Raw genomic sequence first — 24,723 nt, forward strand, 5'->3', positions numbered from 1 at the left:
AAGCCGCCCTTCTAGCGCGGATCGGTCAATTCCCGGTAAAGAACCCGTTCGCCCTACGGTTTGCCCACAGCTGCGCCGTCTCGCCCATGGGGCCGATCCCGATTATGATCGGGCAACGAAGAGAGGGGAACACAAATGCGGATCAAGCTGCTCGCCCTGGTTTCCACCGCGCTCGCGCTGGGCGCCGCCGCGCCGCCCCGCCCGGCCCCGCTCGAGCAGCTCGACGTCGCGCTGCACGAGCTGACCGCCCAGGGCGCCGAATTCACGCTCGCCACCATTCCCGCCGTGGAGCGCGGCGCCTTCGCCCGCGCCCGGGCAGACCGGATCGAAGTGGATCCCGACGCGCTGGCGCTGGTGGAGGACACGCAGAGTGCCCGCGCAGTCGCCGCGCTGCTGCTCAGCTATTATGCGATGCCCGACCCGGACCGGATCACCAAGGGCCCCTCCCGGATCGGCAGTATGGCCGCTGCCGCGGGCATGATCCTGCTGGGCACCCAAGTGATCGATCCGGTCGACGACTCCTCCTACAGCCGGGAAGATCGCCAGCGCAAATATGCCGGCCTCGGCTGGTTTCCCCCGGCGCATCAGAGCGCAGGCGACGGACCGGTGCGCGCTTCTCGGATGGTCGCGATGCTGAATTCGGTGGGCGGCTGCTCGGGCCCGCTCACCGAGGTGCTGGCCCATGCCGAGAAGCTCAGCAATCGCGAGGCCACCAGCCTGGCCCGGCGCGTCCGCAAGGATCTCGGCCGCTCGGTCTACCCGCCCGACTATAGCTGCGACAGCTGAGCCGGGGTTAGACCTTGATCAAGACCTTGATTTCTTTCGTTATCCCCGCGCAGGCGGGGATCCAGGGTAGCAGGGGATACCGGCGCCATCATGCGAACGCCGTCCGAAGAGGGCAGGACGTGCCGCACCCGCTCCACACATAACTCTGGATCCCCGCCTGCGCGGGGATGACGGAGTTAGCTGAATGAGTCCCCAACCTAGCGCGGGAACAGCAGCGCCACGAATTCCTCCATCGGCGCGCTTTCTGGCCATTGCGGCACGTCGTCGGCGATGGCGATCCAGGGCTGCTTGCGCTTCGCCCAGATATGCGCGCGGGGAACCAGCTCGTCGCTGCGATCGAGCGTGCCGGCGCGCAGCATCGCAATGCCCGACCAGGCGCTGTTGGTGTTGTAGATGCGCGTGTGGCAGGTGACGCAGACGCGCTGGTGCGACACCGATCCGCCGGTATTGGCGAAGCTGTATTCCGCCACCGGCCCCTCGACGGCGAGCGCGTCGGCCCGCACCGGCGCCTGCTGGGTGAAGGCGCTGCCCGCCCAGCTCTGGCATTTCAGGCAATGGCAGCAATAGACGGTCGGCAGGTCGTCCATTGCCAGCGTGTAGCGGACGGCGCCGCAGCGGCAGCCGCCCGCGATCACGTCAGGCCGCCTTCTTGAGATGGCGGCGACCGAGCAGTTCGGCGATCTGCACTGCGTTGAGCGCGGCGCCCTTGCGCAGATTGTCCGACACGCACCAGAGCGAAAGGCCGTTCTCCACGGTCGGATCCTCGCGCACCCGGCTGATGAAGGTCGCATATTCGCCGACGCATTCGATCGGCGTGACGTACCCGCCGTCCTCATGCTTGTCGACGAGCATCACGCCCGGCGCCTCGCGCAGGATGGTCTTCGCCTGCTCGGCCGAGATCTCGTCCTCGAACTCGATGTTGATCGCTTCCGAATGGCCGACGAACACCGGCACGCGCACGCAGGTGGCGGTGACCTTGATCTTCGGATCGAGGATCTTCTTGGTCTCGACCACCATCTTCCACTCTTCCTTGGTCGAGCCGTCTTCCAGGAAGCTGTCGATGTGCGGGATCACGTTGAACGCGATCTGCTTGGTGAACTTGTGGGGCTCGGCCTGGTCGCCGACGAAGATGTTGCGGCTCTGCTCGAACAGCTCGTCCATTCCTGCCTTGCCCGCGCCGGAGACCGACTGATAGGTGGCGACGACCACGCGCTTGATCTTCGCGGCATCGTGCAGCGGCTTGAGCGCCACCACCATCTGCGCGGTCGAGCAGTTCGGGTTCGCGATGATGTTGCGCCTGGTATAGCCGTCGATCGCCTCCGGATTCACTTCGGGCACGATCAGCGGCACGTCCGGATCCATGCGATAGAGCGACGCATTGTCGATCACCGTGCAGCCGGCGGCGGCGAATTTGGGCGCGTAGAGCTTCGAGCCTTCCGAGCCGATCGCGAAGAGGGCAATGTCCCAGCCCGTCGGATCGAAATGCTCGATGTTCTGGACCTTGTAGGTTTTGCCGGTCTCGCCGAAGTCGATAATATCGCCGGTCGAGCGCGACGAGGCGAGCACCGCCAGATCGTCGATCGGGAATTCCCGCTCGGCCAGGATGTTCAACATTTCGCGCCCGACATTGCCGGTGGCGCCTGCGACGACGACACGGTAGCCCATCACATACTCCAGGGTGGAAACTGCCGCCGCGCTACGCCCATCGGGGCGGGCGCGCAAGCAAGGGCTGCTTGTTTCACGACATGGCTCCGCTTTGGGCGATTTCGTTCGAGACATGTTTCACGCAATTTTGTTACGCGTACCGGATGACCGAAAGGGGAACGATGCGTCGCATTCTGACGATCCTGCTATTGGGGCTGAGCCTGGCCGGCTGCGCGGCCAAGGGCGCGCTCAAGCTCGATTGCGCCGATTTCGCCGCCTTCGTCCATCCGATCGAACTGACGCCGCTCGAACGCCAGATCCGAGCGCTCGACCTCGAGACGCTGCCCCCTGCCGAGCGCGAACTCGCCGACCGGCTCGCCGCGGCCGAGATCGCGCAGTTGCGTGGCGATCCCGCCTTCCTCGCCGCACCTCCCGCCCCCGAGCGGCCCTTGCTGCTGCTCTCGGGCGGCGGCCAATGGGGGGCGTTCGGCGTGGGGCTGATGAACCGGCTGGTCGAGAACCGCCAGTTCCCCGATTTCGCCGTGGTGACCGGCGTGAGCACCGGCGCGCTCCAGGCGCTGTTCGTGGGCGCCGGGCTCGACCGGCAGGACAGCGAAGGCGCGGCGATCCGCCAGGCGCTGGCCGACGCCTATTCGCCGGCCAGGGAAAGCGACATCATCGATCGCGAGCACTGGCAGGCCATGGCCGCGATCAACGGCGCGCTGGCCAATCTGAAGCCCCTGCGGCGCCGTTTCGAGCAACGCATCTGCCCGGCGATCTACGATCCGGCATCGCCCGCCGGACGGGCGGGCCTGTGCATCGTCAGGACGCTGCGCGACGCCAAGGGCCGCAAGGTGCTGCTCGGGCTGATCGAGGCGAATTCGGGCGAGTTCGGCTATGTCGACGTGCAGGAGCTGCTGGCCCCATATGGCGACGGCGCGGCGGACCTCGCCCGCGCCACGCAATGCCTGGCCGGCGCGGCGCTCGCCTCGGCGGCGGTGCCGGCCTTCTACCAGCAGGTGCGAGTCGACGGGAAAACCTATTATGACGGCGGCGTCCGCCAATCGGTGTTCCTCGCCTCGGTGGCGGACGCGCAGCGGCTGGCGAGCGAGCTGGTCCGCAGGGAGCGCGCGCGGCTGCTGGACCGCCGGCCCGAGGCGGCATCGCAGGCGGCGGGCGATATCTATGTGATCCGCAACGGCCCTACCTGGCTGCCGCCCGACCAGACGGTCCTGCCCGGCCATCCCGCCGATATCGACACGCATGCCGACGCGCTACGCGCGGTGCAGCGAAGCGAGGCGATCATGGTCAACCAGCTGGAGATCGGCTCGATCGCGGCTCTGCGGCTCGGCCGGCCGGGAGGCGGGGTCTGGTTCGTCAGCGCCGACGGCTATCGCAACTATACGCCGACCTATGACCGCGCCATCAAATGCGGACCGCTCAAGGAAGCGGCGCGCGGGGCGATGTTCGTCCCCGGTTTCATGCGCTGCATGATGGACTATGGCCGCAACCGCGCGACGGGCGGCGAACCGTGGATCGACCTGTGCCATTATGACGGCACCGAGACGCGGGCAGTGTGCCGGCGGCCCGACGGGACGATGCCGGGCGCAGTGGGAAGATTCTGACGTTCAGCACAGGAGGAAATGCGCATGACCGATACGAGCGACGATGAGATGGGTGCAGCGAAATGGGGCGCGCACCGGGTGAGCGTCAGGGGCGTGAGATCCCGTGAAATGGCGCAGCTTCTGGAAGATACCGCCAAGTTCGTGCGCGAGCATTGGCCCGTGGACGATCGCGACGACAATTTCGAGATGATGTACAAGCGCACCGACCTCGGGGACTTCGTCATCGTCGATTACCGCCCCTAGCGTTCGGGGCGGGGCCGGGCGATCTTCTCGCCCGGCCATCCGGGAACACGCTAGGACGGATCGACATTTGGGCGCGCGATTAGAGCCGGACAGCCCTACTTGCTCCCCGGCTGGGACCGCCAGTCTCGTAAATGTCGATTGACCCTGGGTTGGGGACTCATATTCCTTCAATCGTCATCCCCGCGCAGGCGGGGATCCAGGGTAATGCGGGATATCGGCACCACCGCGCGAACGCTGTCCGGAGAGGACAGGACCCCGCCACCCCGGCTCCGCGCCTGGCCCTGGATCCCCGCCTGCGCGGGGATGACGGGATGCGCCGAATGATCCCGCAAGCTAGCGCTTCGCCCCCGTCTTCCGATCGAGGAAGTCGAGGATCGTGTTCCACAGGTGCACGCTGATGCCGGGGCCACCGACCTTGTGGGTGTGGCCCGGATAGAACATCATCTCGAACGGCACTTCGGCCCTTTGCAGCGTCGCCGCCAGCGCAGTGCTATTCTCGAACACGACATTGTCGTCCGCCATGCCGTGGATCAGCAGCATCGGATCGGCGATCTTCGCCGCCTCGCCGATATTGTCCGACGCCTTGTACGCCTCGGGCACCTTGTTCGGATCGCCCATGTAGCGCTCGGTATAATGGGTGTCGTACAGCTCCCACTTGGTCACCGGCGCGCCGGCCACGCCAGCAGCGAACACGCCCGGCGCCTTTTCCAGCAGCTTGAGCGTCATGTAGCCGCCATAGGACCAGCCATAGGTGACGACCTTGTTCGGATCGACATAGTCCAGCGACTTCAGATAGTTGGCGCCGGCCACCTGGTCCTCGACCTCGACCGAGCCCATGGCGTGCCAGATCTGGCTCTCGAAATCGACGCCGCGATTGGCCGAGCCGCGATTGTCGAGCTGGAACCAGATATAGCCGCGCGAGACGAGATATTGCTGGAGCGCGCCGCCCCAGGCCTTGCTCACCTGCTGCGCGTGCGGGCCGCCATAATGCTGGAAGAATACCGGATATTTCTTCCCCGGTTCCAGCTTCGGCGTGATCATCTCCCAGTGCAGCACCGAGCCGTCGGCCGCCTTGATCGTGCCGAAGCTGCGCTCGCGATGGCCGGCGAGATAGGCGTTGTAGGGGTGATCCGCGGCGGTGACCGCATTCTCGTTCACCCAGGCGATGCGCTTGCCCGACGCGTCGGCGAGATAGGTCTGGGCGGGCTGGCCGGGGTTCGAGCGCTTGACGATCGCATGGGTGCCCGAGAGGTCCATCACCGCCTCGTTCCACCAGCCGGCCTCGGTGAGGCGCGTCACGGCCCCGCCCTTCCGATAGTCGGCCGAATAGAGGTGCCGCTCGAGCACGCCGTCCTTGTTGCCGAGGAAAAAGACGCGCCCCTTGGCCTCGTCGACGCCGACGATGTCGGGAGTCACTTCCCAATCGCCCTTGGTGATCTGCGTGAACTTGCCCTTGGCGAAGCGGTAGAGATGACCATGGCCGTCGCGCTCGGACCACCAGAGCAGGCTGCCGTCGCCGAGCGGCGTGAGCGCCTTGGAGAGGTTCACCCAGCTCTTGGCACGCGCCCTCTCGCTGAACAGCAGGATCGACTTGCCGGTGGCGGGATCGACCTGGAGCAGATCGAGCACGGTCTGCTCGCGGTTCTGGCGCTGGACATAGAGCGTCCTGCCATCCTGCGACCAGTCGACCCGGGCGAGATAGATGTCGGCATCGGCACCGAGATCCACGGCGACCTTGTGCCCGCCATGGGGGTCCATCACATAGAGCGCGACCTTCACATTGGGCGTGCCGGCCTTGGGATAGCGCTGCTGGAAAAGCTGCGTGCCCTCGGCGCCGATCGCGGCGCGGGTGACGATGCCCACCGGCGCTTCGTCGAAGCGCTCGACCGCGACATATTTGTCGTCCGGCGACCACCAATAGCCGTTGAACCGCGCCATCTCCTCCTGCGCGACGAACTCGGCCTCGCCCCAATGGACGGTGCCCTGGCCGTCGTCGGTGATGGCGCGCGGCTCGCCACCGGCCGCGCCCAGCACCACCAGATTCTGGTCCTGCACCCAGGAGACATAGCCGCCCGCGGGACTCACCTCGGCATTCAGCTTGGGGCCGGCCTTGGCGGGCAGCTTCGCGATGCTGCCGTCGATCCCGGCGCGATAGAGCTCGCCCTCCAGCGGCACGAGCACCGACTTGCCGTCGGGCGCCCAGTCATAGGCGACGATGCCCTTGCTGCCGCCGATGCGCGCGCGCTCGCGCTGCATCTTCTCTGCCTCGGAAAGCGCGGCGCCGGTGCCGACCTTCTTCGAATCGACGAGCATCCGCCATTCGCCGGTGCGCGTATCCATCGCCCACAGGTCGAACCGCTCCTTCTCGTCCGCCCGGTTGCGCAGCAGCGTGAGGAACTTGCCGTCGGGCGAGAGCTTGGCGGCACGCGGCTGCGGGCCGTTGAGATCGGGGCTGGCGAAGACGCGCTCGAGCGTCAGTTCCTTCGATTGCGCCAAGGCTTCATTCGCCATCAGCGGCGCCCCCAGCATCGCAAGCCCGACCAGCCATTTCCGCATATACCCCATTCTCCTTGGAGCGGCGTTATTGCGGGGTATGCGCGCGCGGTAAAGCCCGCCAGCCATTCTCTCCCGTAAGACCGGGGGTCGCCCCTATTCCAGCCCCAGCGCCACCTTGCGCGAGACGAGGATGAAGCGCGGGCCGGCGCCGCTCGTCCCGGCGCGGTCGTCGGGATTGTAGAGCGCGCATTTCTTCAGGCTCAGGCAACCGCAGCCGATGCAGCCATCGAGATCGTCGAGCGTGCGCTGGAGCTGGGCGACGCGCAGTTCGATTCGCACGCGGATGCCCCTGCTGATCCGCGCCCAGTCCTCCCCCGTCGGCGTGCGCCCCTCGGGCAACGTGGCCAGCTCGCCCGCGATCTCGGGCAGGGTAAGGCCCAGTTGCTGGGCGATGAGCGCGAAGGAGACCCGGCGGATGTCCGAGCGGAGGAAACGGCGCTGGTTGCCGCGGGTGCGGATCGGATGGACGATCCCCTTCCCTTCGTAGAAGCGCACCGCCGAGACTGCGATACCCGTCCGCGCCGCCAGCTCGCCGATCGTCAGAAGCTCGTTCCCGCGCATCGAAATTTCCCACTTGACCTAAACCTAGGTTGAGGTTGTAGCTGCTCGCGGCATGGCATCCAAACCGGAAAGGAAATCCATGCCCCAGCCCTATATCGAGCATGTGAACGTCACCGTGCGCAGCCCCGAGCGCGCAGCGAAGCTGCTGGGCGATCTGTTCGACTGGCACGTGCGCTGGGAAGGTCCCGCGCGCGACGGCGGCCGCGCCATCCATGTCGGCGACGAGCGCACCTATCTCGCAGTCTATACGCCACCCGAGGCGCCGGACCAGGCGACCTTCGAGAAGGGGCAGCCGCTCAATCACGTCGGCATCCTGGTCGATGATCTGGAGGAGATCGAGCGGCGCGTGGTCGCGGCGGGGCTGGTCCCGTTCAACCATGCCGACTATGATCCCGGCAAGCGCTTCTATTTCCTCGACCATGACGGGACCGAGTTCGAGATCGTCAGCTATGCCTAAATACCTGGCCAGCCATCAATTTTCGGCAGGCCGCCGCGGCCGTGCCGGTTCTTCCCGCGCATTCCGCCATCGGCATGGCGCAATTTCCCGGCCCATGTGAATCGGGCGGGTTGGCCATGACGGCCTCCGTGCGCCGCGGGCAGTTCCGCTTGCTTCGGTAACGACCGTAACGATCTCTCGCCGCGTCCTCCATTGCCGCCCTGCCCGGCCATTCGCGCCGCGCGAACGGAGGATGAGGTGGCAAGGCATTTCTACGGCGCCGATTGGGCGGAGCATCGGCACAAATTGTTCGACGCGATCAGCGGGCTGCTCCGGTGGCTGGCACGCCGACCGAAATGAAAAGGGCGCGGTGGCCATCGCCACCGCGCCCTTTTCGATACCGTGAAGCCGTGGCTTATTCGGCGGCAACCGCCTCGGTGCGCACGTCGCGGCGCTCGGCGATACGGGCCGACTTGCCGGTGCGGCCGCGCAGATAATAGAGCTTCGCGCGACGCACGACGCCGCGGCGGACGACTTCGATGCTGTCGATGTTCGGCGAATAAAGCGGGAAGACGCGCTCGACGCCCTCGCCGAACGAAATCTTGCGGACGGTGAACGAGGAGCCCATGCCCTTGTTCGAGCGCGCGATGCACACGCCCTCATAGTTCTGCACGCGGGTGCGCTCGCCTTCGACGACCTTCACGCCGACCTTCAGCGTATCGCCCGGGCGGAATTCCGGAATCTTCTTCGCCGCGTTGAACTTGGCGATCTGCTCGGCTTCGAGCGTCTGGATCAGGTTCATTTCACATCGTCCTGTTTACGTCGCCGCGCGCCAGAGGGAGGTTGGACCCGAGCGCCCTCGTGGCGCTCCCAAAGATCCGGCCTCCTTAGCCGTGTATCGCTCTCGGCACGGGCGCTTCGCCAGGCCTCGATCTTCGCATGATCCCCCGATCGCAGCACTTCGGGGATCGTGCGCCCTTCCCATTCGACAGGTCGGGTATATTGCGGATATTCGAGCAGCCCCGTTTCGAAGCTCTCGTCCATGCCGCTGGAAGGCGCGCCCATTACTCCGGGAATGAGGCGAATGCAAGCGTCAAGCAGGGTTAGCGCCGCCATCTCGCCGCCGGAGAGGATATAGTCGCCGATCGAGACCTGCTCGATGTCGCGCGCCTCGAACAGTCGCTCGTCGATCCCCTCGAACCGGCCGCAGATCACCACGGCGCCGGGGCCCTGGGCGAGCTGGCGGACGCGGTCCTGGCCAAGCGGCTTGCCGCGCGGCGTCATGGCGAGAATCGGGCGGCCCGGCGCGACGCTGTCGAGCGCCGAAGCGAGCACGTCCGCGCGCATCACCATCCCCGCCCCGCCGCCCGCCGGCGTGTCGTCGACCGAGCGGTGCCTGTCGGTCGCGAAGTCGCGGATCTGGACGGTTTCCATGCTCCACAGTCCCTCGCGCAGCCCCCGGCCGGCGAGCGAGATGCCGAGCGGACCGGGAAACATCTCCGGGTAAAGCGTCAGGATAGTTGCGGCGAAAGGCATGGGAGCCTTTCCCCTCCGGGAGCGCGATTGGCAAGTGGACGATTGCATCATCATCGGTGCCGGCCCCGCCGGTCTCACCGCGGCGATCTATCTGGCGCGGTTCCATCTCGGCATCCGGCTGCTCGATTGCGGATCAGATCCCCTGCACACGCATCCATGCCGGCTTCCCGAACGCATTTCGGGCCGGGCGCTGCTCGCACGGATGCTGGCCCAGGCGGAAGGGCATGGCGCGACCCGCGAGGCGGCGGAAGTCACCGGCCTCAGGCTGATCGAAGGCTGGCGGAACGGCGCCCGATCCGGTGCGAGCGCCGCGCCAGCCACCAATCCCGGACATTAGCCCCCGCAACCGCCGCAGCCACCGCCGCCGCAACCGCCCCCGCCGCTGCCGCAACCGCTGCCGCCGCTCCCGCCGTCGCTGCCCGAGCTTGCCGCGCGCAGCTGGTGGAAGCCGCCCCAATCCGAGCCAACCAGCACCGCCGTGCCGAACAGCGCCACCGCGAGATCGGTCTCGCCGCCGGCAGGAGCCCGGCGGAGCCGTTCGCTGCGCTCGCGCGCCTCGGCGAGCGCCTCCTGCCCGGCGCGCGTCCGCCGGTCGAGCGCGGCGAAGCGGATCAGCGCCAGGATGCCGGTGAGCACCAGCAGCGCGGTGAGATAGCCGACCGGCTTGCCGCGCGCCTCGCCGATCAGCAGCTTGGTGTAGCCGAAACCGAGCAGCAGGAAATAAGGCAGCGTCTGGAAGAAGCGCATCTGCAACCCGTCCCAGCCGCGCATCAGCAGCCCGGCGTCGATCAGCCGATCGCGGATCCGGTCGCCATGCTCGCCGATCGCGCCGGCGACCCGGTCCCAGCTTGCCCCGTCGGGCAGCGCGAGCACGCTGCGCTCGGCCGGCGTGCCGCCGCCGAGATGGCTGGGGGTGAACTTGTTCTTCCCCTCCATCGCCAGCTGGCGAGTCGAGAGCAGCCGGGATGCGACGGTTTCGGCGAAGCGCGTGCCGCCGCCGGCCAGCCAGGCGAGATCATCGGTGTCGATGCGGCGCGGGGTGCGGCCTTCGGGCCGGAGCCAGCGCGGAATGGTGAAGCCGGCGATGATGGTGAGGATCAGCAGCCCGCCATAGAGGATGAGAAACGGCCCGCCGGTGAGATCGAAGGGTCCGAGCGACATAAGATCCTAGCTCCTCAGCATGAGATACCCCAGGACCAGCGCGGAGAGCACCGCCAACCCAACCAGCAGCGCGATCCGGAATGGCCTCCGGGACACGATGAATGCGTCGCGCGGATGCACGCGGCGCGCCTTGTGGTCCTCGAGCAATCGCCGCGCCGCGTCGGGCCACAGATCCGCGGGCGGGGCGCCGAAGACGCGCTCGTAGCTGCGCAGCGTCTCGGCATATTGGGTGAAGTAGCGATGCCCCTCCTCGCGTCCGCCGGCCGTGGGGCCGTGATGGAGCGCGCGGCCGAGCACCTGGGGGCAGAAGCGCTCCCAATAGTCGCGCGTGTAGGTAAGATGCAGGTGCCAGGCCTGGTCGACCTGGTCCGACGGCGTGACCGGATGCCCGGCAGTCACCGCCAGGAAGCAGAAGCGCCGATACTCCTCGATCACGCGCTCCGCCTGGGCGCCGGTCCAGCCATTCTCGCGCGCAAGCCGCTGGGCGAAGCTCAGCTCCGCTTCCTCGGGACCGATCGTATAATGGGAAAGCGCCGTCCAGACCGGGTGGTCGGTAGGGGTTCGAGACAGACCGGGGGCCTTGCTCATCTAAATTCCCACTAACATAGGGGATTTAAAATGTCAAGGCTTGGCCGCCGGCACCGGGCTGAACCTGAGCGACTGGATCGTCATCGGGCTGGTGGGCGCGAGCAGCACCATGCCGTCCAGCATCCCCTTGTCGCAATGCCAGCGAAAGGCGCCGGACATCGCGCCCCGGGCCTGGGGCGGCTCCGCCTTGCCGGTGCATGCGCCGAGCTGGGCATGCAACGCCGCCAGGTCGCGGCGCCAGCCCTCGGCCGATCGGTCCATCAGGAAGTTCATCGCGAGCGAGGGCTGCGCGACCGTCACGTCCCCCGCCGCATAGATGGCCCGCGCCGTATCCAGTGCGGCGGCGAGGTCGGCGCCGACCGGCGGTTCTGCGAAGCGCAGCGCATCCGCCTTGTCGAGCGCGAACATCGCGTCCCAGGCGGTGCCGGCCGCGCCGGTATAGGTACGGTTGGTGAAGACAAAGATCCCCACTCTCGCCTCCGGCACCAGCAGCATGTGCGAGCCATAGCCGGGATAGCCGCCGCCATGGTGGAGCATCATCCCCAGCGCGCAGTCCTGCGAGACGCGCAGGCCCTTGCCATAGGCGGTGCCCTGCATGCAGCCGCCCTTGGCCGCGCCGCCGATGCGCGGAGTCATGCGGACGAAGTTGAGCCCCTGCGCCAGCTCGCGCACCGTGGCGCGCTTGACCGGCCCCGTGTCCGGCCCGTCACGCGGCGGCCAGGCGGAGAGCAGGAAGGCGATCCACTTGCCATAGTCGTTGGCGCTGACCTGGAGCCCGCCCATCGGGCCGAAGGCGCCGTTGCGCATGGTCGGTTCCTCGCTCCAGACCCCGTCCTCGAACCGATAGCCGATCGCGCGGCGCTCGAGCGGCCATTCGGTGACTTCGAAGCCGCTGGAGTTCATCCCCAGCGGCTTCAGGATCGTGCGCTCGACATAGGTGCGATAGGGCATGCCGGAGACGTTGGCGACGATCCGGCCCAGCAGCGCATAGCCGAAGTTCGAATAGTCGTGCGCCGTCTCGGGCACGCGGTTGAACGGCACGCCGGCCCGGAGCAGCCTGGTGAACTCGGCCTCGGGCATCGGCGTCTGGCGATCGCCCCAGGGATCGTCGGTGACGAAGCCGGCGACGTGCGAGAGCAGATCCCGGATCCGGATGCGCGCGCTGTCGCTGGTGGGATATTTCCAGCCGCGCATCTCGGGCACATGTTTCTCGGCATAGTCGTCGAGCGAGAGCTTGCCGGCATCGCGCAGCGCGAGAATCGAGAGCGCAGTGAAGGCCTTGGTCATCGAAGCGATGCGGAACAGCGTGTCGGCCGTGACGGGGCGCTTGCTCGCCAGATCCTGCACGCCGAAGCCGCGGACATGGACCAGCTTCCCTTCGGCGACAAGGCCGTAGACCAGGCCGGGCGTGGGGGTGTCGCGCTGGAAGGCCTCGAAGCTGCGGTCGATCGCCTCGAACTGGGGCTGGAGCGCGCCGGCTGTGGTCTGGGCCGCCGCCGGCAGGGACAGGCAGCAATGTGCGACGGCAAGCGTGGTACGAAACCAGTTCATTGCGTGCATCCCCCGATGTTCGCGGCGAGGATAACGGGGCCTCAACGGGCGCGCCAGCCAAACCATTGCTCGAAGGCGAACCAGACCGGCAGGGCAACGATCGTCGCGCCCGCTCCGCGCATGATGCAGAGAACCAGAAGGATCGACACCCATTCGGGCGCCATTCCGGCACCGGCGTCGGAATGGCCGTACCAGGTGGCGATCGTCGCGATCAGCCCAGGCGACACCGCCGTCGTCAGCAGGCGGCCGGCGTGCCCCAGCCGGAACAGGAAGGCGCTCGCGGCCCAAAGGCCCGAGGCGAGTGCGGCATGACCGAGATGCCAGGCGATCGACGACATTCCGGGATCCTGCCGATCCGGTAGGCGTGCGGCCAATGGAGCTTCGATGGAGATACGGTGCAGCGCCGTGGCCGAAACGCTCAACCCATCCGCCCGGTGGCGAGGGCGATCGCCCAGTCCGGGCGCCCCTCGCCTTCAGCCTTTCGCGCGGCTGCCCGATGATCATAGGCGACGGCGTGGAGCCCGATCGCCTCCCCGTCGATCACCGCATAGCGGGCAAACGGATCGCCATTCTCCACCCGATAGGGCCGGGGATGATCGTCGTCATAGGCCTGGAGGCCGACGCTGCCGGGATTCAGCGCGCGGCGGCCATCCGGAAGGCCCAGCAGGCGCGGCACATGGGTATGGCCGCAAAGGACCAGCCGCTCACCGCGTCCCGCCAGCCGTTCGGAGAGCTCGGCCGCGCTCGCTGCGCGCAGGCGCGCACCCTCGAGCGTCTCGGCGAGCGGCGCGACATCGCTGGCCGGCGTGCCGTGACACAGGAACATCCCGTCCAGCGCCAGCATCGCAGGCAGGCCCGCCAGCCAGGCCAGTGCCCCGCCCCCCAGCGCGGCGCGGGCAAAGGCATCCGACGGGTTCATCCGCGCGGGCGGATCGGTGAGCAGTTGGCGCTCGTGATTGCCGGCGATGGCCGGCCAGTCGCGCGCCATCAGCCATTCGGCGGTCTCGGCCGGCCAGAGCGGGCCAGAAAGGATGTCGCCCAGGTTGAGGAAGCGCGTGCAGCCCCGCGCTTCGGCATCGGCAACGACTGCGATCAGGGCCGGCAAATTGCCGTGGATATCGGAAAGGACCGCAATCTTCGTCATTCGACGAAGGCGGCGCTCACCACGAGCCGCTCGGCATTCCATTCGGGAACGGCGGCGGCAGTCATCGGCACCATGAAGCGCTTGGCCTTGCCGTTCTCGTCGGCCGGCCGTTCGATCTCGAGCACGTCGCCGGCGCCGAAATTGTCGATCGCGACGACCCTGCCCAGCGCAGTGCCCTCGTCGGAGACGGCGGGAAGGCCCATCAGGTCGACATGATAATATTCGCCTTCGCCGAGCGGGGGCAGCGCCGAGCGGGGCACGCTGAGTTCGGTCCCGCGCAGCGCCTCGGCCGCATTGCGGTCGGCTATTTCGGCGAAGCGTGCGATGGCGCCGTTCGGCCCTTCGCGCAGCGATTTGAGCGTCAGCGCACCGCCGTTGAACCGGCGGTGCGTCGACAGGTCCTCGGCGAAGACCTTCAGGCGGACCTCGCCCGTCACGCCGTGCGCGCCGATGATGACGGCGAGCGTGACGGGCTGATCACCGGACAAGGGCTCAGGCCTCGGCCGGCGGGGTCTCTTCGGCGGTCGCCTCGGCGACCTGCTCGGCCTCCGCGGTCGGCTCCTCGGTGGCAGCCTCGACCTCGGCGGCGATCACCGCCTCGGCTTCTGCCTGCGTGTCCTCGGCCGGGGCCGGAGCAGCTGCGGCGGCAGCGGCAGCGGCCTTCGCCTCGGCAGCAGCCTCCTCGGCGGCCTTCAGCTTCTCGGCACGCTCCTCGGCGCGCTCGACGGCCTTCTCGCCCGGCTTGCCCTTGTTCGGGTTGTTCTTGGCGGCGCGCTCCTTGAGGCCGGCGGCATCGAGGAAGCGGGCGACGCGGTCGGTCGGCTGCGCGCCGACGCCGAGCCAGTAGCTGGCGCGCTCACCGTCGAGCACGACGCGCTTGGCGTCGTCCTTGGCGAGCAGCGGGTTGTAGGTGCCGATCTTCTCGATGAACTTGCCGTCGCGGGGCGAGCGAGCGTCGGCGACGACGATGCGGTAATAGGGGCGCTTCTTCGAGCCGCCGCGCGACAGACGCAGGGAAATAGCCATTACTTCACTTCCTTCTTCATTCGGTCCCCCGGCATTGCCGGGATCTGCTTAGGTTCTGCCCCGCCGCCAAACGGTTGGGCGGGTGGATCACTTCTTCTTCAAAAAATTCTCGAAGCCGGGCGGGAGCTGCGGCGCGCCCGGACCGCCGAGACCGGGAAGGCCTCCACCGGCACCGGGGCCGCCCATCTTGCCCATCATGTCGCCCAGATCGGCGCCGCCCAGCGCATTGCCGACACCGCCCAGGCCGCCGCCGGGGCCGCCCTTGCCGAGCATGCCCATCAGGCCCTTCAAGCCGCCCATCTTCTTGAGCCGCTTCATCGCGGTCTGCATCTCGAGGTGCATCTTGAGGAGCTTGTTGACGTCCTGCACGGTCGTCCCCGATCCCTTGGCGATGCGGATCTTGCGCTTGGCGTTGATCAGGTCCGGCTTGGCGCGCTCCTTGGGCGTCATCGAAGTGATCATCGCGTCCATGCGGATCAGCACCTTGTCGCCGCCCACCTGGTCGACCGCCGCCTGCGCCTTCTTCATGCCCGGCATCATGCCGGCGAGCGCGCCCAGGCCGCCCATGCGGCGCATCTGGGCGAGTTGGCCGCGCAGGTCGTTCATGTCGAACTGACCCTTGGCCAGCCGCGCCGCCATCTTCTCGGCGTCTTCCTCCTGGATCGCCTGCGCCGCCTTCTCGACGAGGCTGACGACGTCGCCCATGCCGAGGATGCGGCCGGCAACGCGCTTGGGATGGAAGGGCTCGAGCGCGTCGAGCTTCTCGCCCATGCCGGCGAACTTGATCGGCTTGCCGGTAACCGCGCGCATCGACAGCGCCGCGCCGCCCCGCGCATCACCGTCCATGCGGGTGAGGATCACGCCGGTGAGCGGCACCTGCGCGGAGAAGCTGGTCGCGACATTCACGGCATCCTGGCCGGTGAGCGAGTCGACGACGAGCAGGATCTCGTTCGGCTTCGCGATGTCCGCGACTGCCTTCATCTCGTCCATCAGCGCCTGATCGACGTGCAGGCGGCCGGCGGTGTCGAGCATCAGGACGTCATAGCCCTGGAGCTTGGCGGCATTGAGCGCGCGCCGGGCGATCTCGACCGGCTGCTGACCGGCGACGATCGGCAGCGTCTGCACCTCGGTCTGGGTGCCGAGCACCGCGAGCTGTTCCTGCGCGGCCGGGCGATTGACGTCTAGCGACGCCATCATCACCTTCTTGCCCTGGCTCTTCAGCAACTTGGACAGCTTGGCGGTGGTAGTCGTCTTGCCCGAGCCCTGGAGGCCGACAAGCATGATCACGGCGGGCGGCGTGACGTCGATGGCGAGTTCGGCCGTGTCCGGGCCGAGCATGTCCACGAGCGCGTCGTGGACGATCTTCACCACTTGCTGGCCCGGGGTGATCGAGCGCAGCACTTCGTGGCCGATCGCCGCCTCGGTCACCTTCTCGACAAAGTCGCGCGCCACCGGAAGCGCGACATCGGCCTCCAGCAACGCGATCCGCACTTCGCGCATGGCGGTGCGGACATCGGCTTCGGTCAGCGCGCCACGACCGCGCAGGCGCTCGAATACGCCACCCAGCCGTTCGCTCAGACTTTCGAACATCGACCCAAAACTCCAGACCCGCGACCGCAATTCCCCAAAACGCAAAACACGCCGGCGGACGAAACCTCGTCGGCCAGCGTCACCCCTCGGGGCGGCAAATGTCTCGCGTTCAAAGAGAACGGTCGCGGCGGCCCCTAGCGGATCGGCGCATGGGTGGCAACTCAAATCCATCCCTCTCCGCCGGAGAGCAATGGGAACCCGCGCGAATTATTACGCAAACATGTCGCCGGCTTAACCCGTTCTATACCCTGGGCGTGAGAAACGACCCTGAGTTGCAGTTGGGGGAAGTGTTCCCGGCATGTCGCTGGACCACGAAGAATCAGCCGTATCGCAAAGCGCTTCGCGCCCGGCCCTGTTGTCGGGCGCGATCAGCGTTGCCGCGATCCTGTTGTTCATTGGCACCGGCAGCGCCGTGCTTTCCAAGACGCTGCAATATTATTTCGAAGGCGGCGCCCCTGCCGACCGCACGCTCGTCATCGCCCTGCTGCTCAACGTCGCGCTGATCCTGTTCGGCTGGCGCCGCCATTCGGAGCTGAGCCAGGAAGTGCAGATCCGCGCCGCCGCGGAGGAGCGTGCCCAGCAGCTGGCGAATCGCGATCCGCTCACCGGCTTCTACAACCGCCGCAGCCTTGCCGAGGAAGGCGCGGCGATGTTCGTCCGGGCCCAGCGCCGCCGCAAGGCGATGGCGATGATCATGCTCGACCTCGATCATTTCAAGACGATCAACGACATGCACGGCCATGCCGTGGGCGACGCGCTGCTGCGCGCCGTCGCCGCCGAGATCGCGCACGTCATGCCGCCGATCGCACTGACCGCGCGGCTGGGCGGCGACGAATTCGCCTGCGGCTTCCTGTTCGATCCCAGCGAACCCGCCGTGGTGGAACGCATCGCCGAGCGGCTCGTCAGCCGCATGGCCCAGCCCTTCGAGGCCGAGGGACTGCGCCTGCACATCAGCTGCTCGCTCGGCATCGCCCGCTCGGACTTCGACTGCGCGAGCATCGACGCGCTGATGCGCTCCGCCGACATCGCGATGTACGCGGCCAAGAAATCCGGCCGCAACCGCTATGCCTGGTTCGATCATTCGATGGAGCGCGAGCTCCAGATCCGCAACGAGCTCGAGAGCGGGCTGCGCACCGCGATCCCGCGCGGCGAGATCGTGCCCTATTTCGAGCAGCAGGTGGATCTGACCACCAACCGGCTGCACGGCTTCGAGGTGCTGGCGCGCTGGGAGCATCCCACCCGCGGGCTGATCTCGCCCGAGCTGTTCATTCCGATCGCGGAGGAGACCGGCATGATCGCCGACCTCTCGCTCTCGATCATGCGCCAGGCCTTTCTCGCCGCGCGCGACTGGGATCCCGCGCTCACCCTGTCGATCAACATCTCGCCCTGGCAGCTGCGCGACGCCTGGCTGGCGCAGAAGATCATCAAGGTGCTGGCCGAGACCGGCTTCCCGGCGAGCCGGCTCGAAGTGGAGATCACCGAGAGCTCGCTGTTCGACAATCTCGCGCTCGCCCAGTCAATCGTCGGCAGCCTGAAGAACCAGGGCGCGCGGCTGGCGCTCGACGATTTCGGCACCGGCTATTCCTCGCTGGCGCATCTGCGCGCCCTGCCTTTCGATCGGATCAAGATCGACAAGAGCTTCGTCATGTCGCTGAACACCAGCGCCGATTCGGCCGCGATCGTCAATGCGATCGTCAGCCTGGGCGAGAGCCTCAACCTGCCGATCACCGCCGAAGGCGTGGAGGACGGCGCGATCGAGGAGCGGCTGCGCGCCGCCGGCTGCGCCAAGGCGCAGGGCTGGCACTATGGCAAGCCGCTGTCGGTGAGCGGCGTGCGCCGCCTGTTGGCGGAACGGCGGCTGATCCTCACCGGATCGAGCGCCCAGACAGCGCCCGCCGCGCCTTCGGGCGATCGGCGACTGGCGGGCTGAGCTTCCGTCCAAGCGCCACATCGCTTATTCTCCGCAGCTGCCACCAACCCCGGGCGGAGAAATCGGCATGCTCGATCGTCGAACGACTCTGGTCCTGTTGGGCGGCGCGGCGGGCGGCCTGGCCAGTGCGAGCGCACTCCTGCCCTCCGGCGGCGGCGCCCATGCCGAAGCCCGGCCCGACCTCTATGACTGCGAAGGCTGCCAGGCGGTAGGCGAGCGCGCGCCGGGCATGCTTTCCGCAAGGGTAGCGCTCGCCCCGCCCCGGGAGCCGGGGGAGCGAATGTTCCTGACCGGCCGCATATTCGCGGCGGACGGCAAGACTCCCGCGCCCGGCGTGATCGTCTATGCCCACCACACCAATGCGCGCGGCCTCTATGCCGATGGTACCGGCGAAACCGAATGGAGCCGCCGCCACGGCCGGCTGCGCGGCTGGGCGAAGACCGGCGCGGACGGAACCTATGGCTTCGACACGATCAAGCCGGCGCCCTATCCGGACAGGACGATGCCCGCGCACGTCCATCTCTTCATCGGCGAGCCGGGCCGGCGACCCTATCATGTCGACGACGTGGTGTTCGACGGCGAGTTCGGCGTCACGCCCGCCTATCGCGCGCGACAGGAACTGCGCGGCGGCAGCGGCATCGTGCGCCTGGGCCGGAGCGAAGACGGCGCGCTGCTCGCACGGCGCGACATCAGGCTGGAGCGCCATCCGGATGCCGCGGGCGGGCAGCCTGGAGCGGCTCGATCCCTTCTCATGCCCTCGCTGGAAGGAGGGCGCGGACAACAGGCTACCACCCCGTCCCTTCTTCGCTGAGGAACGCAAGCTCCTCGGGCGTGGAATCCCGCCCCAGCGCCGCATTCCGGCTCGGGAAACGGCCGAAGCGCGCGATCACCTCGGCATGTTTGCGGGCGAAATCGAGCACATAGTCGTCACCCAGCGAAGCGAACTTCTCGACGCTCAGTGCCTGCATCGCCGCATCCTCGGCATGTTCCAGCGGCAGATAGACAAACTGGCGCCGGTCGTTGCTCATGCCCGCGTCCCAGCCCTTGCCGATCGCCTCCAGCGCCAGCTGCAGCGCGAGCGGATCGGCGGCGAATGCTTCGGCGCGGCCGCGATGGACATTGCGGCTGAACTGGTCGAGCAGGATGATTGCCGCCAGCAAGGTCTCCGGATCGTCGCGCCAGCCGGCCGCGCCCGATCCCAGCACCAGATCGCGCAGCGGCCCGAAGCGCGATCCGATCTCGGCATCGAGCTTCACCGACTTGGCGAAATGCTGCTCGGGCGTGAGCGCGAACCAGAAGCCCAGCACTTCGCGGGCCTTCGCGTGGACATCGTGTGTAGCTGCGCCTAGATCACCGGCCAAATGTCATCCCCTCGCGTCATCAGTCTGGGCTGCCGGCTCAACCTCGCCGAGAGCGAAACGATCCGCGCGCTGCTCGAAGGCCGCGATACGATCGTCATCAATAGTTGCGCGGTGACCAACGAGGCCGTCAAGCAGAGCCGCCAGGCGATCCGCCGCGCGCGCCGCGAACGGCCGGGCGCCGAACTGGTGGTGACGGGCTGTGCGGCGCAGATCGACCCGCAGGCGTTCGCGGCGATGCCCGAGGTGGACCGGGTGATCGGCAATGCCGAGAAGCTGCATCCCGACGCATGGCTCTCGCCCGCGCCGGTGGTGGTGCAGGACATCATGGCGGTGCGCGAGACCGCGCCGCATCTGGCCGCCAGCTTCTCGACTCATGCCCGCGCCTTCGTGGAAGTGCAGAATGGCTGCGACCATCGCTGCACCTTCTGCGCCATCCCCTATGGCCGCGGGAACAGCCGCTCGGTGCCCGCCGGCGCGGTGATCGACCGAGTCGCCGCGCTCGCCGAGAATCATGCCGAAGTGGTGCTGACCGGCGTGGACCTGACCAGCTATGGCCCCGACCTGCCCGGATCGCCAAGCCTGGGCCAGCTGGTCGAGCGCATCCTCGCGCATGTGCCGAAGCTCCGGCGCCTGCGGCTTTCCTCGCTCGACGGGATCGAAGTCGACGATCGGCTGTTTGCCCTGCTCACCGGGGAACCGCGCCTGATGCCGCACGTCCATCTCTCGCTCCAGGCGGGGGACGACATGATCCTGAAGCGCATGAAGCGCCGCCACGGCCGCGCACACTCGGTCGCGCTGGCCGAGCGCCTGCGCGCCGCGCGCCCCGATATCGCGATCGGCGCCGATCTGATCGCCGGCTTTCCCACCGAGAGCGAGGCGATGTTCGAGAACACGCTGGCGCTGATCGCGGACTGCAGCATCGTCCATGCCCATATCTTTCCCTACAGCCCGCGCGCCGGCACGCCCGCCGCGAAGATGCCGCAGGTCGGGCCCGAACTGATCAGGGCCCGCGCCGCACGCCTGCGCGCCGCGGCCGCCCGGGTCCGGGACAATTGGCTGCAAAGCCTGGTAGGCAGCACGCAGCAAGTGCTGGTAGAGCGCCCCGGCGACCGCGGCCATGCCGGCAATTTCGCCGAGGTCCGCCTCGCCCCAAGCCAAGTCGGAGAGATTGTGAGCGTTAAGATCGTGGACGTCCGGGACGGGAAGCTGATCGCATGAGCGGCCCCAGCTGGCACGAGCGCCTTCTCGGCGGCTTCCGCAAGACGTCCGACCGGTTGATCGGCAACCTTGCCGGCCTGGGCCTGGCACGGCTGGACGACGCGACGCTCGACGAGATCGAAGAGGCGCTGATAGCTTCCGACCTGGGCCCCGAAACGGCTGCCCGCGTCCGCCGCCGCCTCGCCGACGGCCAGTTCGAGCGCAACATGGAGGAACTCGGCATCCGGCTGGTGGTGGCCGAGGAAGTCGCCAAGGTGCTCGAGCCGGTGGCGAAGAAGCTGGAGATCGAGGCCTTTCCCCGTCCGCAGGTGATCCTGGTCATCGGCGTCAACGGCTCGGGCAAGACCACGACGATCGCCAAGCTCGCCAACCTGCTGATGGAGCAGGATTATTCGGTGATGCTCGCGGCCGGCGACACTTTCCGCGCCGCTGCCATCGGTCAGCTCAGGACCTGGGCCGAGCGGATCGGCGTGCCGATCGTCTCGGGCGCCGAGGGCGGCGATGCCGCGGGCATCGTGTTCGAGGCAGTGAAGAAGGCGACCGAGATCGGCACCGACGTGCTGATCGTCGATACCGCCGGGCGCCTGCAGAACAAGCGCGAGCTGATGGACGAGCTGGCCAAGATCCGCCGCGTGCTGGGCCGGCTCAACCCGGCGGCGCCGCACGACGTGGTGCTGGTGCTCGACGCGACCACCGGCCAGAACGCCTTGAACCAGATCGAAGTGTTCAAGGAAGTCGCCGGCGTCACCGGCCTCGTCATGACCAAGCTTGACGGCACCGCGCGCGGCGGCGTGCTCGTCGCGGCGGCGGAGAGATACGGCCTGCCGATCCATGCGATCGGCGTGGGCGAGAAGGTGGACGATCTGCGTCCGTTCAACGCGCAGGAAGTGGCGCGCATCATTGCCGGCGTGGAGGAGCTTACCAATGGCTGAGAAGAAGGCCGCCACGCCCGGCGTGCGGATGCTGATCGACTATGGCCCGCTCGCGGTGTTCTTCCTGGTCAATTCGCTGGCCCAGGGGCCGGTGCTGGCGCGCATCTTCGCCGCCACCACCGCGTTCATGGTCGCGATGGCCGCCGCGATCGCGCTGAGCTGGTGGAAGACCCGCCACGTCTCGCCGATGCTGTGGATCACCGCAGCCTTCGTGCTCGTGTTCGGCAGCCTGACGCTCTACTTCCACGACCAGACCTTCATCCAGATCAAGCCGACGATCATCTATGCGATGTTCGCCATCGTGCTCGGCTATGGTGTGATCGCCGACAAGCCGCTGCTCCAGATGCTGCTCGAACAGGCCTATCCCGGCCTCTCGGCCAAAGGCTGGCGGCTGCTGACGATCAACTGGGCGCTGTTCTTCGTCGCCGCCGCGCTGGCCAACGAAATCGTCCGCCAGTTCGTCACCTGGGACCAGTGGGTGCTCTTCAAGACCTGGGTGATGATCCCGGTCACGTTGGTCTTCGCGATGCTCAACATCCCGTTGCTGCTCAAGCACGGCCTGCAGCTGGAAAAGCCCGAGGACGCGCCGATTCCGCCCCAGGAGTGAGCGGGCGCGGTGTCGCACGCTCGCTATCGCACGGTCCGCGCGGCCAATTGGCTGCGCCGCCAGATCCGGTCCAACGCCCTGTGGTTCCTGGCGCTGGCATTGCTCGTCGGGCTGGGCGCCGGTCTCTGCGCGATCGCGCTCGGCCAGATCGCGCGCGGCACCCAGCGGCTGCTGTTCGGGCTGGCGCAGGGCGAGCATCTGAGCGCCGCCGAAGCGATCGCGCCCTGGCGGCTGATCGCCCTGCCCATCGGCGGCGCGCTGCTCGGCCTGGTCCTGTGGTTCCTGCGCCGCCGCCAGCCAGTCGACATCGTCGAGGCGAACGCGCTGCATGGCGGCCGCATTCCCGCGCGCGATACGGCGACGGTGGTCGGTACCACCTTGCTCTCCAACGGCTTTGGCGCATCGGTGGGGCTCGAAGCGGCCTATGCCCAGGCAGGCGGCGGGCTGGCATCGTTGCTCGGGCAGCGGATCAAGCTGCGACGAAGCGACCTGCGCACGCTGATGGCGGCAGGCGCAGGCGCAGCGGTCAGCGCGGCGTTCGGCGCGCCGCTCGCCGGCGCCTTCTACGCTTTCGAAGTGGTGCTCGGCGCCTATAGCACCGCCACCGTCGCGCCGGTGATGCTCGCCGCGCTCGCCGCCGCAGTGCTTGCGCGGGCGATGGGCATGACGCCCTATGTGATCGCAACCGGCGGCATGCATCCGATCGGTACTGCCGATTATGCGCTCTACGCGATTCTCGGGCTGCTCTGCGCGGGGCTGGGGATCGCCTTGATGCGGCTGGTCTCGCTGGTGGAGCGCGCCGTGCATCGCTCCCCCCTGCCCGCGCACTGGGCGCCGCTGGTCGGCGGGCTGCTGCTCGTGCCGCTCGGCCTGCTTTCGCACCAGACGCTCTCCGGCGGGCACGGCGCGCTCAACCTCAACCTGATCACCGAAGTGACGGTCGCCGGCCTGGCGCTGACCATCCTGCTCAAGATGCTCGCCTCGGCGGTGTCGCTCGGCTTCGGCTTCCGCGGCGGCCTGTTCTTCGCCTCGCTGTTCCTCGGCTCGCTCGTCGGGCGCCTCTATCAGGTGGTGCTGGCGCAAATTCCGGGCCTCCATGTCCTCGCCCCCGACGACGCGACCGTGGTCGGCATGGCCGCGCTTGCCGTGGCAGTGGTCGGCGGGCCGCTCACCATGTCGCTGCTGGTGCTGGAGGTGACGCATGATTTCAGCATCACCGGCGTCGCGGTGGCCGCCACGCTGATCTCCTCCACCGTAGCACGCGAGACTTTCGGCTACAGCTTCTCCACGTGGCGGCTGCACCTGCGCGGCGAGACGTTGCGCAGCGGCCGCGACGTCGGCTGGATGCGCGCGCTCACCGCCGGGCAGATGATGCGCCGCGACGTCCCGCAATGCGCCGCCGCTGCCAGCGTCGCGGCGTTCCGCGAACGTTTTCCGCTGGGATCGACCACGCGCGTGGTGCTGCTCGATGTGCAGGGCCATTATGCCGGCATCGCCGAGACGGCGGCGGCCTGGTCGCCCGAAGTGGAGCCGGCGGCCGAGATCGGCACGCTGGGGAAGCTTCCCCAGGCTCGGCTTGCGCCGGAAATGGGGATCGGCGCAGTGCTCGAGGTATTCGACCGGGTCGCGGCGGACGATCTGGCGGTGGTCGCGCCGGACGGCAGCGTCCTTGGGCTGATCACCGAACGGCACGCACGCCGCCGCTATGCCGAGGAACTGGAGCGCTCGCAGCGGGAACTCTACGGCGAGGCCTGATCTATCTGCGTTGCCCGCTGCGCTTGGCGATCACATCGCTGCGCAGCGCTTCGCGGCGAGCGAACAGTTCGGCCTCTTCCGCAGGCGAGAGCCCACCGGCGGCGTAGCGCTCCTCCAGCGTATCGATCTGATAGGCCTCGCGCTTGAGCTGCCTGGCCTCGCGCGGGGTCAGCTGCCCGCTGTCGCGGCCGGCGCGGATATCGCTGCGGATCTTTGCAGTCTCGGCGGCGCTCTGGTCGTGGCGCATCGCACTGCCCGACGGACCCTGCATCGCCGGCCCGCCCCAGATCTGCGCCGAAGCCGGCATGGCAGCGAACAGCAAGGGCGCGAGGATCAGATGGCGGCGCATCACGGCTTTCCCCCAAAAGGTGCGGCGGTCAAAGGCTCGCCCATCCCGGTTGAACGCCGACTGAACACCTCCATCGCCACAAGGCGCAGCCCAGGAAAAAGGGGCGCCCGATCGCCCGGACGCC

27 protein-coding genes are annotated in these 24,723 nt (G+C 67.9%); 11 read left to right on the forward strand and 16 right to left on the reverse strand.

All coding sequences use genetic code 11. The features are described 5' to 3' along the window. Positions 1-135 precede the first annotated feature (135 nt). Positions 136-786 carry a hypothetical protein gene (locus tag FFS08_RS03860; protein WP_137863288.1) on the forward strand — a complete coding sequence of 217 codons (651 nt, stop codon included), beginning with the start codon at positions 136-138 and terminating at the stop codon, positions 784-786. A 197-nt stretch (positions 787-983) separates the two neighbouring features. On the opposite strand, the gene FFS08_RS03865 is transcribed toward FFS08_RS03860, so the two are convergent. After that, positions 984-1,421 (reverse strand): GFA family protein, encoded by a 438-nt coding sequence (locus tag FFS08_RS03865; protein ID WP_249341127.1) that lies wholly within the window; start codon positions 1,419-1,421, stop codon positions 984-986. A 1-nt stretch (position 1,422) separates the two neighbouring features. Then, positions 1,423-2,451: an aspartate-semialdehyde dehydrogenase gene (locus FFS08_RS03870; protein ID WP_137863289.1), complete on the reverse strand. Its 1,029-nt coding sequence runs from the start codon at positions 2,449-2,451 to the stop codon at positions 1,423-1,425. Positions 2,452-2,612: 161 nt separating this feature from the next. On the opposite strand from FFS08_RS03870, the gene FFS08_RS03875 reads away from it, so the two are divergent. After that, positions 2,613-4,055 (forward strand): patatin-like phospholipase family protein, encoded by a 1,443-nt coding sequence (locus FFS08_RS03875; RefSeq protein ID WP_171012458.1) that lies wholly within the window; start codon positions 2,613-2,615, stop codon positions 4,053-4,055. Positions 4,056-4,079: 24 nt separating this feature from the next. Continuing rightward, entirely contained in the window at positions 4,080-4,298 is a 219-nt protein-coding gene (locus tag FFS08_RS03880) for a hypothetical protein (RefSeq protein WP_137863291.1), read from the forward strand. Positions 4,299-4,631: 333 nt separating this feature from the next. Here the strand turns inward: FFS08_RS03880 and FFS08_RS03885 are convergent, their stop codons facing one another. Together FFS08_RS03885 and soxR are read right to left on the reverse strand one after the other, a co-directional pair. Continuing rightward, positions 4,632-6,854 carry a S9 family peptidase gene (locus FFS08_RS03885; protein ID WP_137863292.1) on the reverse strand — a complete coding sequence of 741 codons (2,223 nt, stop codon included), beginning with the start codon at positions 6,852-6,854 and terminating at the stop codon, positions 4,632-4,634. A gap of 93 nt (positions 6,855-6,947) precedes the next feature. Continuing rightward, the gene (gene soxR / locus FFS08_RS03890) at positions 6,948-7,415 is read right to left on the reverse strand and encodes a redox-sensitive transcriptional activator SoxR (RefSeq protein WP_137863293.1); all 468 of its coding nucleotides are present in this window, start codon (positions 7,413-7,415) and stop codon (positions 6,948-6,950) included. Between the two features lie 79 nt (positions 7,416-7,494). On the opposite strand from soxR, the gene FFS08_RS03895 reads away from it, so the two are divergent. After that, entirely contained in the window at positions 7,495-7,872 is a 378-nt protein-coding gene (locus FFS08_RS03895) for a VOC family protein (RefSeq protein WP_137863294.1), read from the forward strand. A 394-nt stretch (positions 7,873-8,266) separates the two neighbouring features. Here the strand turns inward: FFS08_RS03895 and rplS are convergent, their stop codons facing one another. Both rplS and trmD read right to left on the reverse strand, forming a co-directional pair. Continuing rightward, positions 8,267-8,653, reverse strand: a complete 387-nt coding sequence (rplS, locus tag FFS08_RS03900) for a 50S ribosomal protein L19 (RefSeq protein WP_086129120.1) — start codon at positions 8,651-8,653, stop codon at positions 8,267-8,269. Next, on the reverse strand, positions 8,650-9,387 hold the full coding sequence (gene trmD, locus FFS08_RS03905) for a tRNA (guanosine(37)-N1)-methyltransferase TrmD (protein WP_137863295.1): 738 nt from the start codon (positions 9,385-9,387) through the stop codon (positions 8,650-8,652). Before trmD ends, rplS begins: the two co-directional genes overlap by 4 nt. 34 nt (positions 9,388-9,421) lie before the next feature. Between trmD and FFS08_RS03910 the strand changes: the two genes are divergently transcribed. After that, entirely contained in the window at positions 9,422-9,724 is a 303-nt protein-coding gene (locus tag FFS08_RS03910; protein ID WP_212741953.1) for an FAD-dependent oxidoreductase, read from the forward strand. On the opposite strand, the gene FFS08_RS03915 is transcribed toward FFS08_RS03910, so the two are convergent. The 8 genes from FFS08_RS03915 to ffh form a co-directional block, all read right to left on the reverse strand. Further along, complete coding sequence (locus FFS08_RS03915; RefSeq protein ID WP_137863296.1) at positions 9,721-10,548, reverse strand: TIGR04222 domain-containing membrane protein; 828 nt, start codon at positions 10,546-10,548, stop codon at positions 9,721-9,723. The two genes, FFS08_RS03910 and FFS08_RS03915, sit on opposite strands and share 4 nt — an antisense overlap. Positions 10,549-10,554: 6 nt before the next feature. Beyond that, entirely contained in the window at positions 10,555-11,136 is a 582-nt protein-coding gene (locus tag FFS08_RS03920) for a glycine-rich domain-containing protein (RefSeq protein WP_137863297.1), read from the reverse strand. Between the two features lie 33 nt (positions 11,137-11,169). Beyond that, positions 11,170-12,687 carry a serine hydrolase domain-containing protein gene (locus FFS08_RS03925; protein WP_137863298.1) on the reverse strand — a complete coding sequence of 506 codons (1,518 nt, stop codon included), beginning with the start codon at positions 12,685-12,687 and terminating at the stop codon, positions 11,170-11,172. 41 nt (positions 12,688-12,728) lie between these two features. Next, positions 12,729-13,025: a hypothetical protein gene (locus FFS08_RS03930; protein WP_137863299.1), complete on the reverse strand. Its 297-nt coding sequence runs from the start codon at positions 13,023-13,025 to the stop codon at positions 12,729-12,731. A gap of 80 nt (positions 13,026-13,105) precedes the next feature. Then, positions 13,106-13,831: a metallophosphoesterase family protein gene (locus FFS08_RS03935; RefSeq protein WP_171012459.1), complete on the reverse strand. Its 726-nt coding sequence runs from the start codon at positions 13,829-13,831 to the stop codon at positions 13,106-13,108. Continuing rightward, positions 13,828-14,319: a ribosome maturation factor RimM gene (gene rimM / locus FFS08_RS03940; RefSeq protein WP_137863301.1), complete on the reverse strand. Its 492-nt coding sequence runs from the start codon at positions 14,317-14,319 to the stop codon at positions 13,828-13,830. The genes FFS08_RS03935 and rimM overlap by 4 nt, the downstream gene beginning before the upstream one ends. A gap of 4 nt (positions 14,320-14,323) precedes the next feature. Further along, positions 14,324-14,857 (reverse strand): 30S ribosomal protein S16, encoded by a 534-nt coding sequence (rpsP, locus tag FFS08_RS03945; RefSeq protein WP_137863302.1) that lies wholly within the window; start codon positions 14,855-14,857, stop codon positions 14,324-14,326. A gap of 87 nt (positions 14,858-14,944) precedes the next feature. After that, positions 14,945-16,447, reverse strand: a complete 1,503-nt coding sequence (ffh, locus tag FFS08_RS03950) for a signal recognition particle protein (protein WP_137863303.1) — start codon at positions 16,445-16,447, stop codon at positions 14,945-14,947. Positions 16,448-16,745: 298 nt separating this feature from the next. Between ffh and FFS08_RS03955 the strand changes: the two genes are divergently transcribed. Further along, the gene (locus FFS08_RS03955; RefSeq protein WP_137863304.1) at positions 16,746-18,377 is read left to right on the forward strand and encodes a putative bifunctional diguanylate cyclase/phosphodiesterase; all 1,632 of its coding nucleotides are present in this window, start codon (positions 16,746-16,748) and stop codon (positions 18,375-18,377) included. 67 nt (positions 18,378-18,444) lie between these two features. Then, entirely contained in the window at positions 18,445-19,188 is a 744-nt protein-coding gene (locus FFS08_RS03960; protein WP_137863305.1) for a dioxygenase family protein, read from the forward strand. On the opposite strand, the gene FFS08_RS03965 is transcribed toward FFS08_RS03960, so the two are convergent. After that, complete coding sequence (locus FFS08_RS03965) at positions 19,163-19,738, reverse strand: DUF924 family protein (RefSeq protein ID WP_137863306.1); 576 nt, start codon at positions 19,736-19,738, stop codon at positions 19,163-19,165. The two genes, FFS08_RS03960 and FFS08_RS03965, sit on opposite strands and share 26 nt — an antisense overlap. On the opposite strand from FFS08_RS03965, the gene mtaB reads away from it, so the two are divergent. From mtaB to FFS08_RS03985, 4 genes are read left to right on the forward strand one after another with little or no spacing between them, the layout of a single operon-like run. Then, positions 19,739-20,956 (forward strand): tRNA (N(6)-L-threonylcarbamoyladenosine(37)-C(2))-methylthiotransferase MtaB, encoded by a 1,218-nt coding sequence (mtaB, locus tag FFS08_RS03970; protein WP_137863307.1) that lies wholly within the window; start codon positions 19,739-19,741, stop codon positions 20,954-20,956. After that, on the forward strand, positions 20,953-21,888 hold the full coding sequence (gene ftsY / locus FFS08_RS03975; RefSeq protein WP_137863308.1) for a signal recognition particle-docking protein FtsY: 936 nt from the start codon (positions 20,953-20,955) through the stop codon (positions 21,886-21,888). The genes mtaB and ftsY overlap by 4 nt, the downstream gene beginning before the upstream one ends. After that, on the forward strand, positions 21,881-22,495 hold the full coding sequence (gene ispZ, locus FFS08_RS03980) for a septation protein IspZ (RefSeq protein WP_249341128.1): 615 nt from the start codon (positions 21,881-21,883) through the stop codon (positions 22,493-22,495). The genes ftsY and ispZ overlap by 8 nt, the downstream gene beginning before the upstream one ends. Before the next feature lie 9 nt (positions 22,496-22,504). After that, positions 22,505-24,250, forward strand: a complete 1,746-nt coding sequence (locus FFS08_RS03985) for a chloride channel protein (protein ID WP_137863309.1) — start codon at positions 22,505-22,507, stop codon at positions 24,248-24,250. Position 24,251: 1 nt separating this feature from the next. Here the strand turns inward: FFS08_RS03985 and FFS08_RS03990 are convergent, their stop codons facing one another. After that, a complete protein-coding gene (locus tag FFS08_RS03990) occupies positions 24,252-24,599 on the reverse strand; it encodes a hypothetical protein (RefSeq protein WP_137863310.1) in 348 nt (115 codons plus the stop codon). Positions 24,600-24,723: the final 124 nt, after the last annotated feature.

Source organism: Sphingomonas sp. 1F27F7B (genome assembly GCF_005503355.1).
In the GTDB taxonomy this organism is placed as follows: domain Bacteria; phylum Pseudomonadota; class Alphaproteobacteria; order Sphingomonadales; family Sphingomonadaceae; genus Sphingomonas.

Excerpts from the sequence above, each read along its gene's own strand:
- rplS (WP_086129120.1), bottom strand. The coding sequence starts at position 8,653 with ATGAACCTGATCCAGACGCTCGAAGCCGAGCAGATCGCCAAGTTCAAC.
- FFS08_RS03875 (WP_171012458.1), top strand. The coding sequence starts at position 2,613 with ATGCGTCGCATTCTGACGATCCTGCTATTGGGGCTGAGCCTGGCCGGC.
- FFS08_RS03960 (WP_137863305.1), top strand. The coding sequence starts at position 18,445 with ATGCTCGATCGTCGAACGACTCTGGTCCTGTTGGGCGGCGCGGCGGGC.
- ffh (WP_137863303.1), bottom strand. The coding sequence starts at position 16,447 with ATGTTCGAAAGTCTGAGCGAACGGCTGGGTGGCGTATTCGAGCGCCTG.
- FFS08_RS03925 (WP_137863298.1), bottom strand. The coding sequence starts at position 12,687 with ATGAACTGGTTTCGTACCACGCTTGCCGTCGCACATTGCTGCCTGTCC.
- FFS08_RS03880 (WP_137863291.1), top strand. The coding sequence starts at position 4,080 with ATGACCGATACGAGCGACGATGAGATGGGTGCAGCGAAATGGGGCGCG.
- ftsY (WP_137863308.1), top strand. The coding sequence starts at position 20,953 with ATGAGCGGCCCCAGCTGGCACGAGCGCCTTCTCGGCGGCTTCCGCAAG.
- FFS08_RS03930 (WP_137863299.1), bottom strand. The coding sequence starts at position 13,025 with ATGTCGTCGATCGCCTGGCATCTCGGTCATGCCGCACTCGCCTCGGGC.
- FFS08_RS03915 (WP_137863296.1), bottom strand. The coding sequence starts at position 10,548 with ATGTCGCTCGGACCCTTCGATCTCACCGGCGGGCCGTTTCTCATCCTC.
- ispZ (WP_249341128.1), top strand. The coding sequence starts at position 21,881 with ATGGCTGAGAAGAAGGCCGCCACGCCCGGCGTGCGGATGCTGATCGAC.
- FFS08_RS03870 (WP_137863289.1), bottom strand. The coding sequence starts at position 2,451 with ATGGGCTACCGTGTCGTCGTCGCAGGCGCCACCGGCAATGTCGGGCGC.
- rpsP (WP_137863302.1), bottom strand. The coding sequence starts at position 14,857 with ATGGCTATTTCCCTGCGTCTGTCGCGCGGCGGCTCGAAGAAGCGCCCC.
- FFS08_RS03955 (WP_137863304.1), top strand. The coding sequence starts at position 16,746 with ATGTCGCTGGACCACGAAGAATCAGCCGTATCGCAAAGCGCTTCGCGC.
- mtaB (WP_137863307.1), top strand. The coding sequence starts at position 19,739 with ATGTCATCCCCTCGCGTCATCAGTCTGGGCTGCCGGCTCAACCTCGCC.
- FFS08_RS03935 (WP_171012459.1), bottom strand. The coding sequence starts at position 13,831 with ATGACGAAGATTGCGGTCCTTTCCGATATCCACGGCAATTTGCCGGCC.
- FFS08_RS03860 (WP_137863288.1), top strand. The coding sequence starts at position 136 with ATGCGGATCAAGCTGCTCGCCCTGGTTTCCACCGCGCTCGCGCTGGGC.
- FFS08_RS03920 (WP_137863297.1), bottom strand. The coding sequence starts at position 11,136 with ATGAGCAAGGCCCCCGGTCTGTCTCGAACCCCTACCGACCACCCGGTC.
- FFS08_RS03895 (WP_137863294.1), top strand. The coding sequence starts at position 7,495 with ATGCCCCAGCCCTATATCGAGCATGTGAACGTCACCGTGCGCAGCCCC.
- soxR (WP_137863293.1), bottom strand. The coding sequence starts at position 7,415 with ATGCGCGGGAACGAGCTTCTGACGATCGGCGAGCTGGCGGCGCGGACG.
- FFS08_RS03990 (WP_137863310.1), bottom strand. The coding sequence starts at position 24,599 with ATGCGCCGCCATCTGATCCTCGCGCCCTTGCTGTTCGCTGCCATGCCG.
- trmD (WP_137863295.1), bottom strand. The coding sequence starts at position 9,387 with ATGCCTTTCGCCGCAACTATCCTGACGCTTTACCCGGAGATGTTTCCC.
- FFS08_RS03885 (WP_137863292.1), bottom strand. The coding sequence starts at position 6,854 with ATGCGGAAATGGCTGGTCGGGCTTGCGATGCTGGGGGCGCCGCTGATG.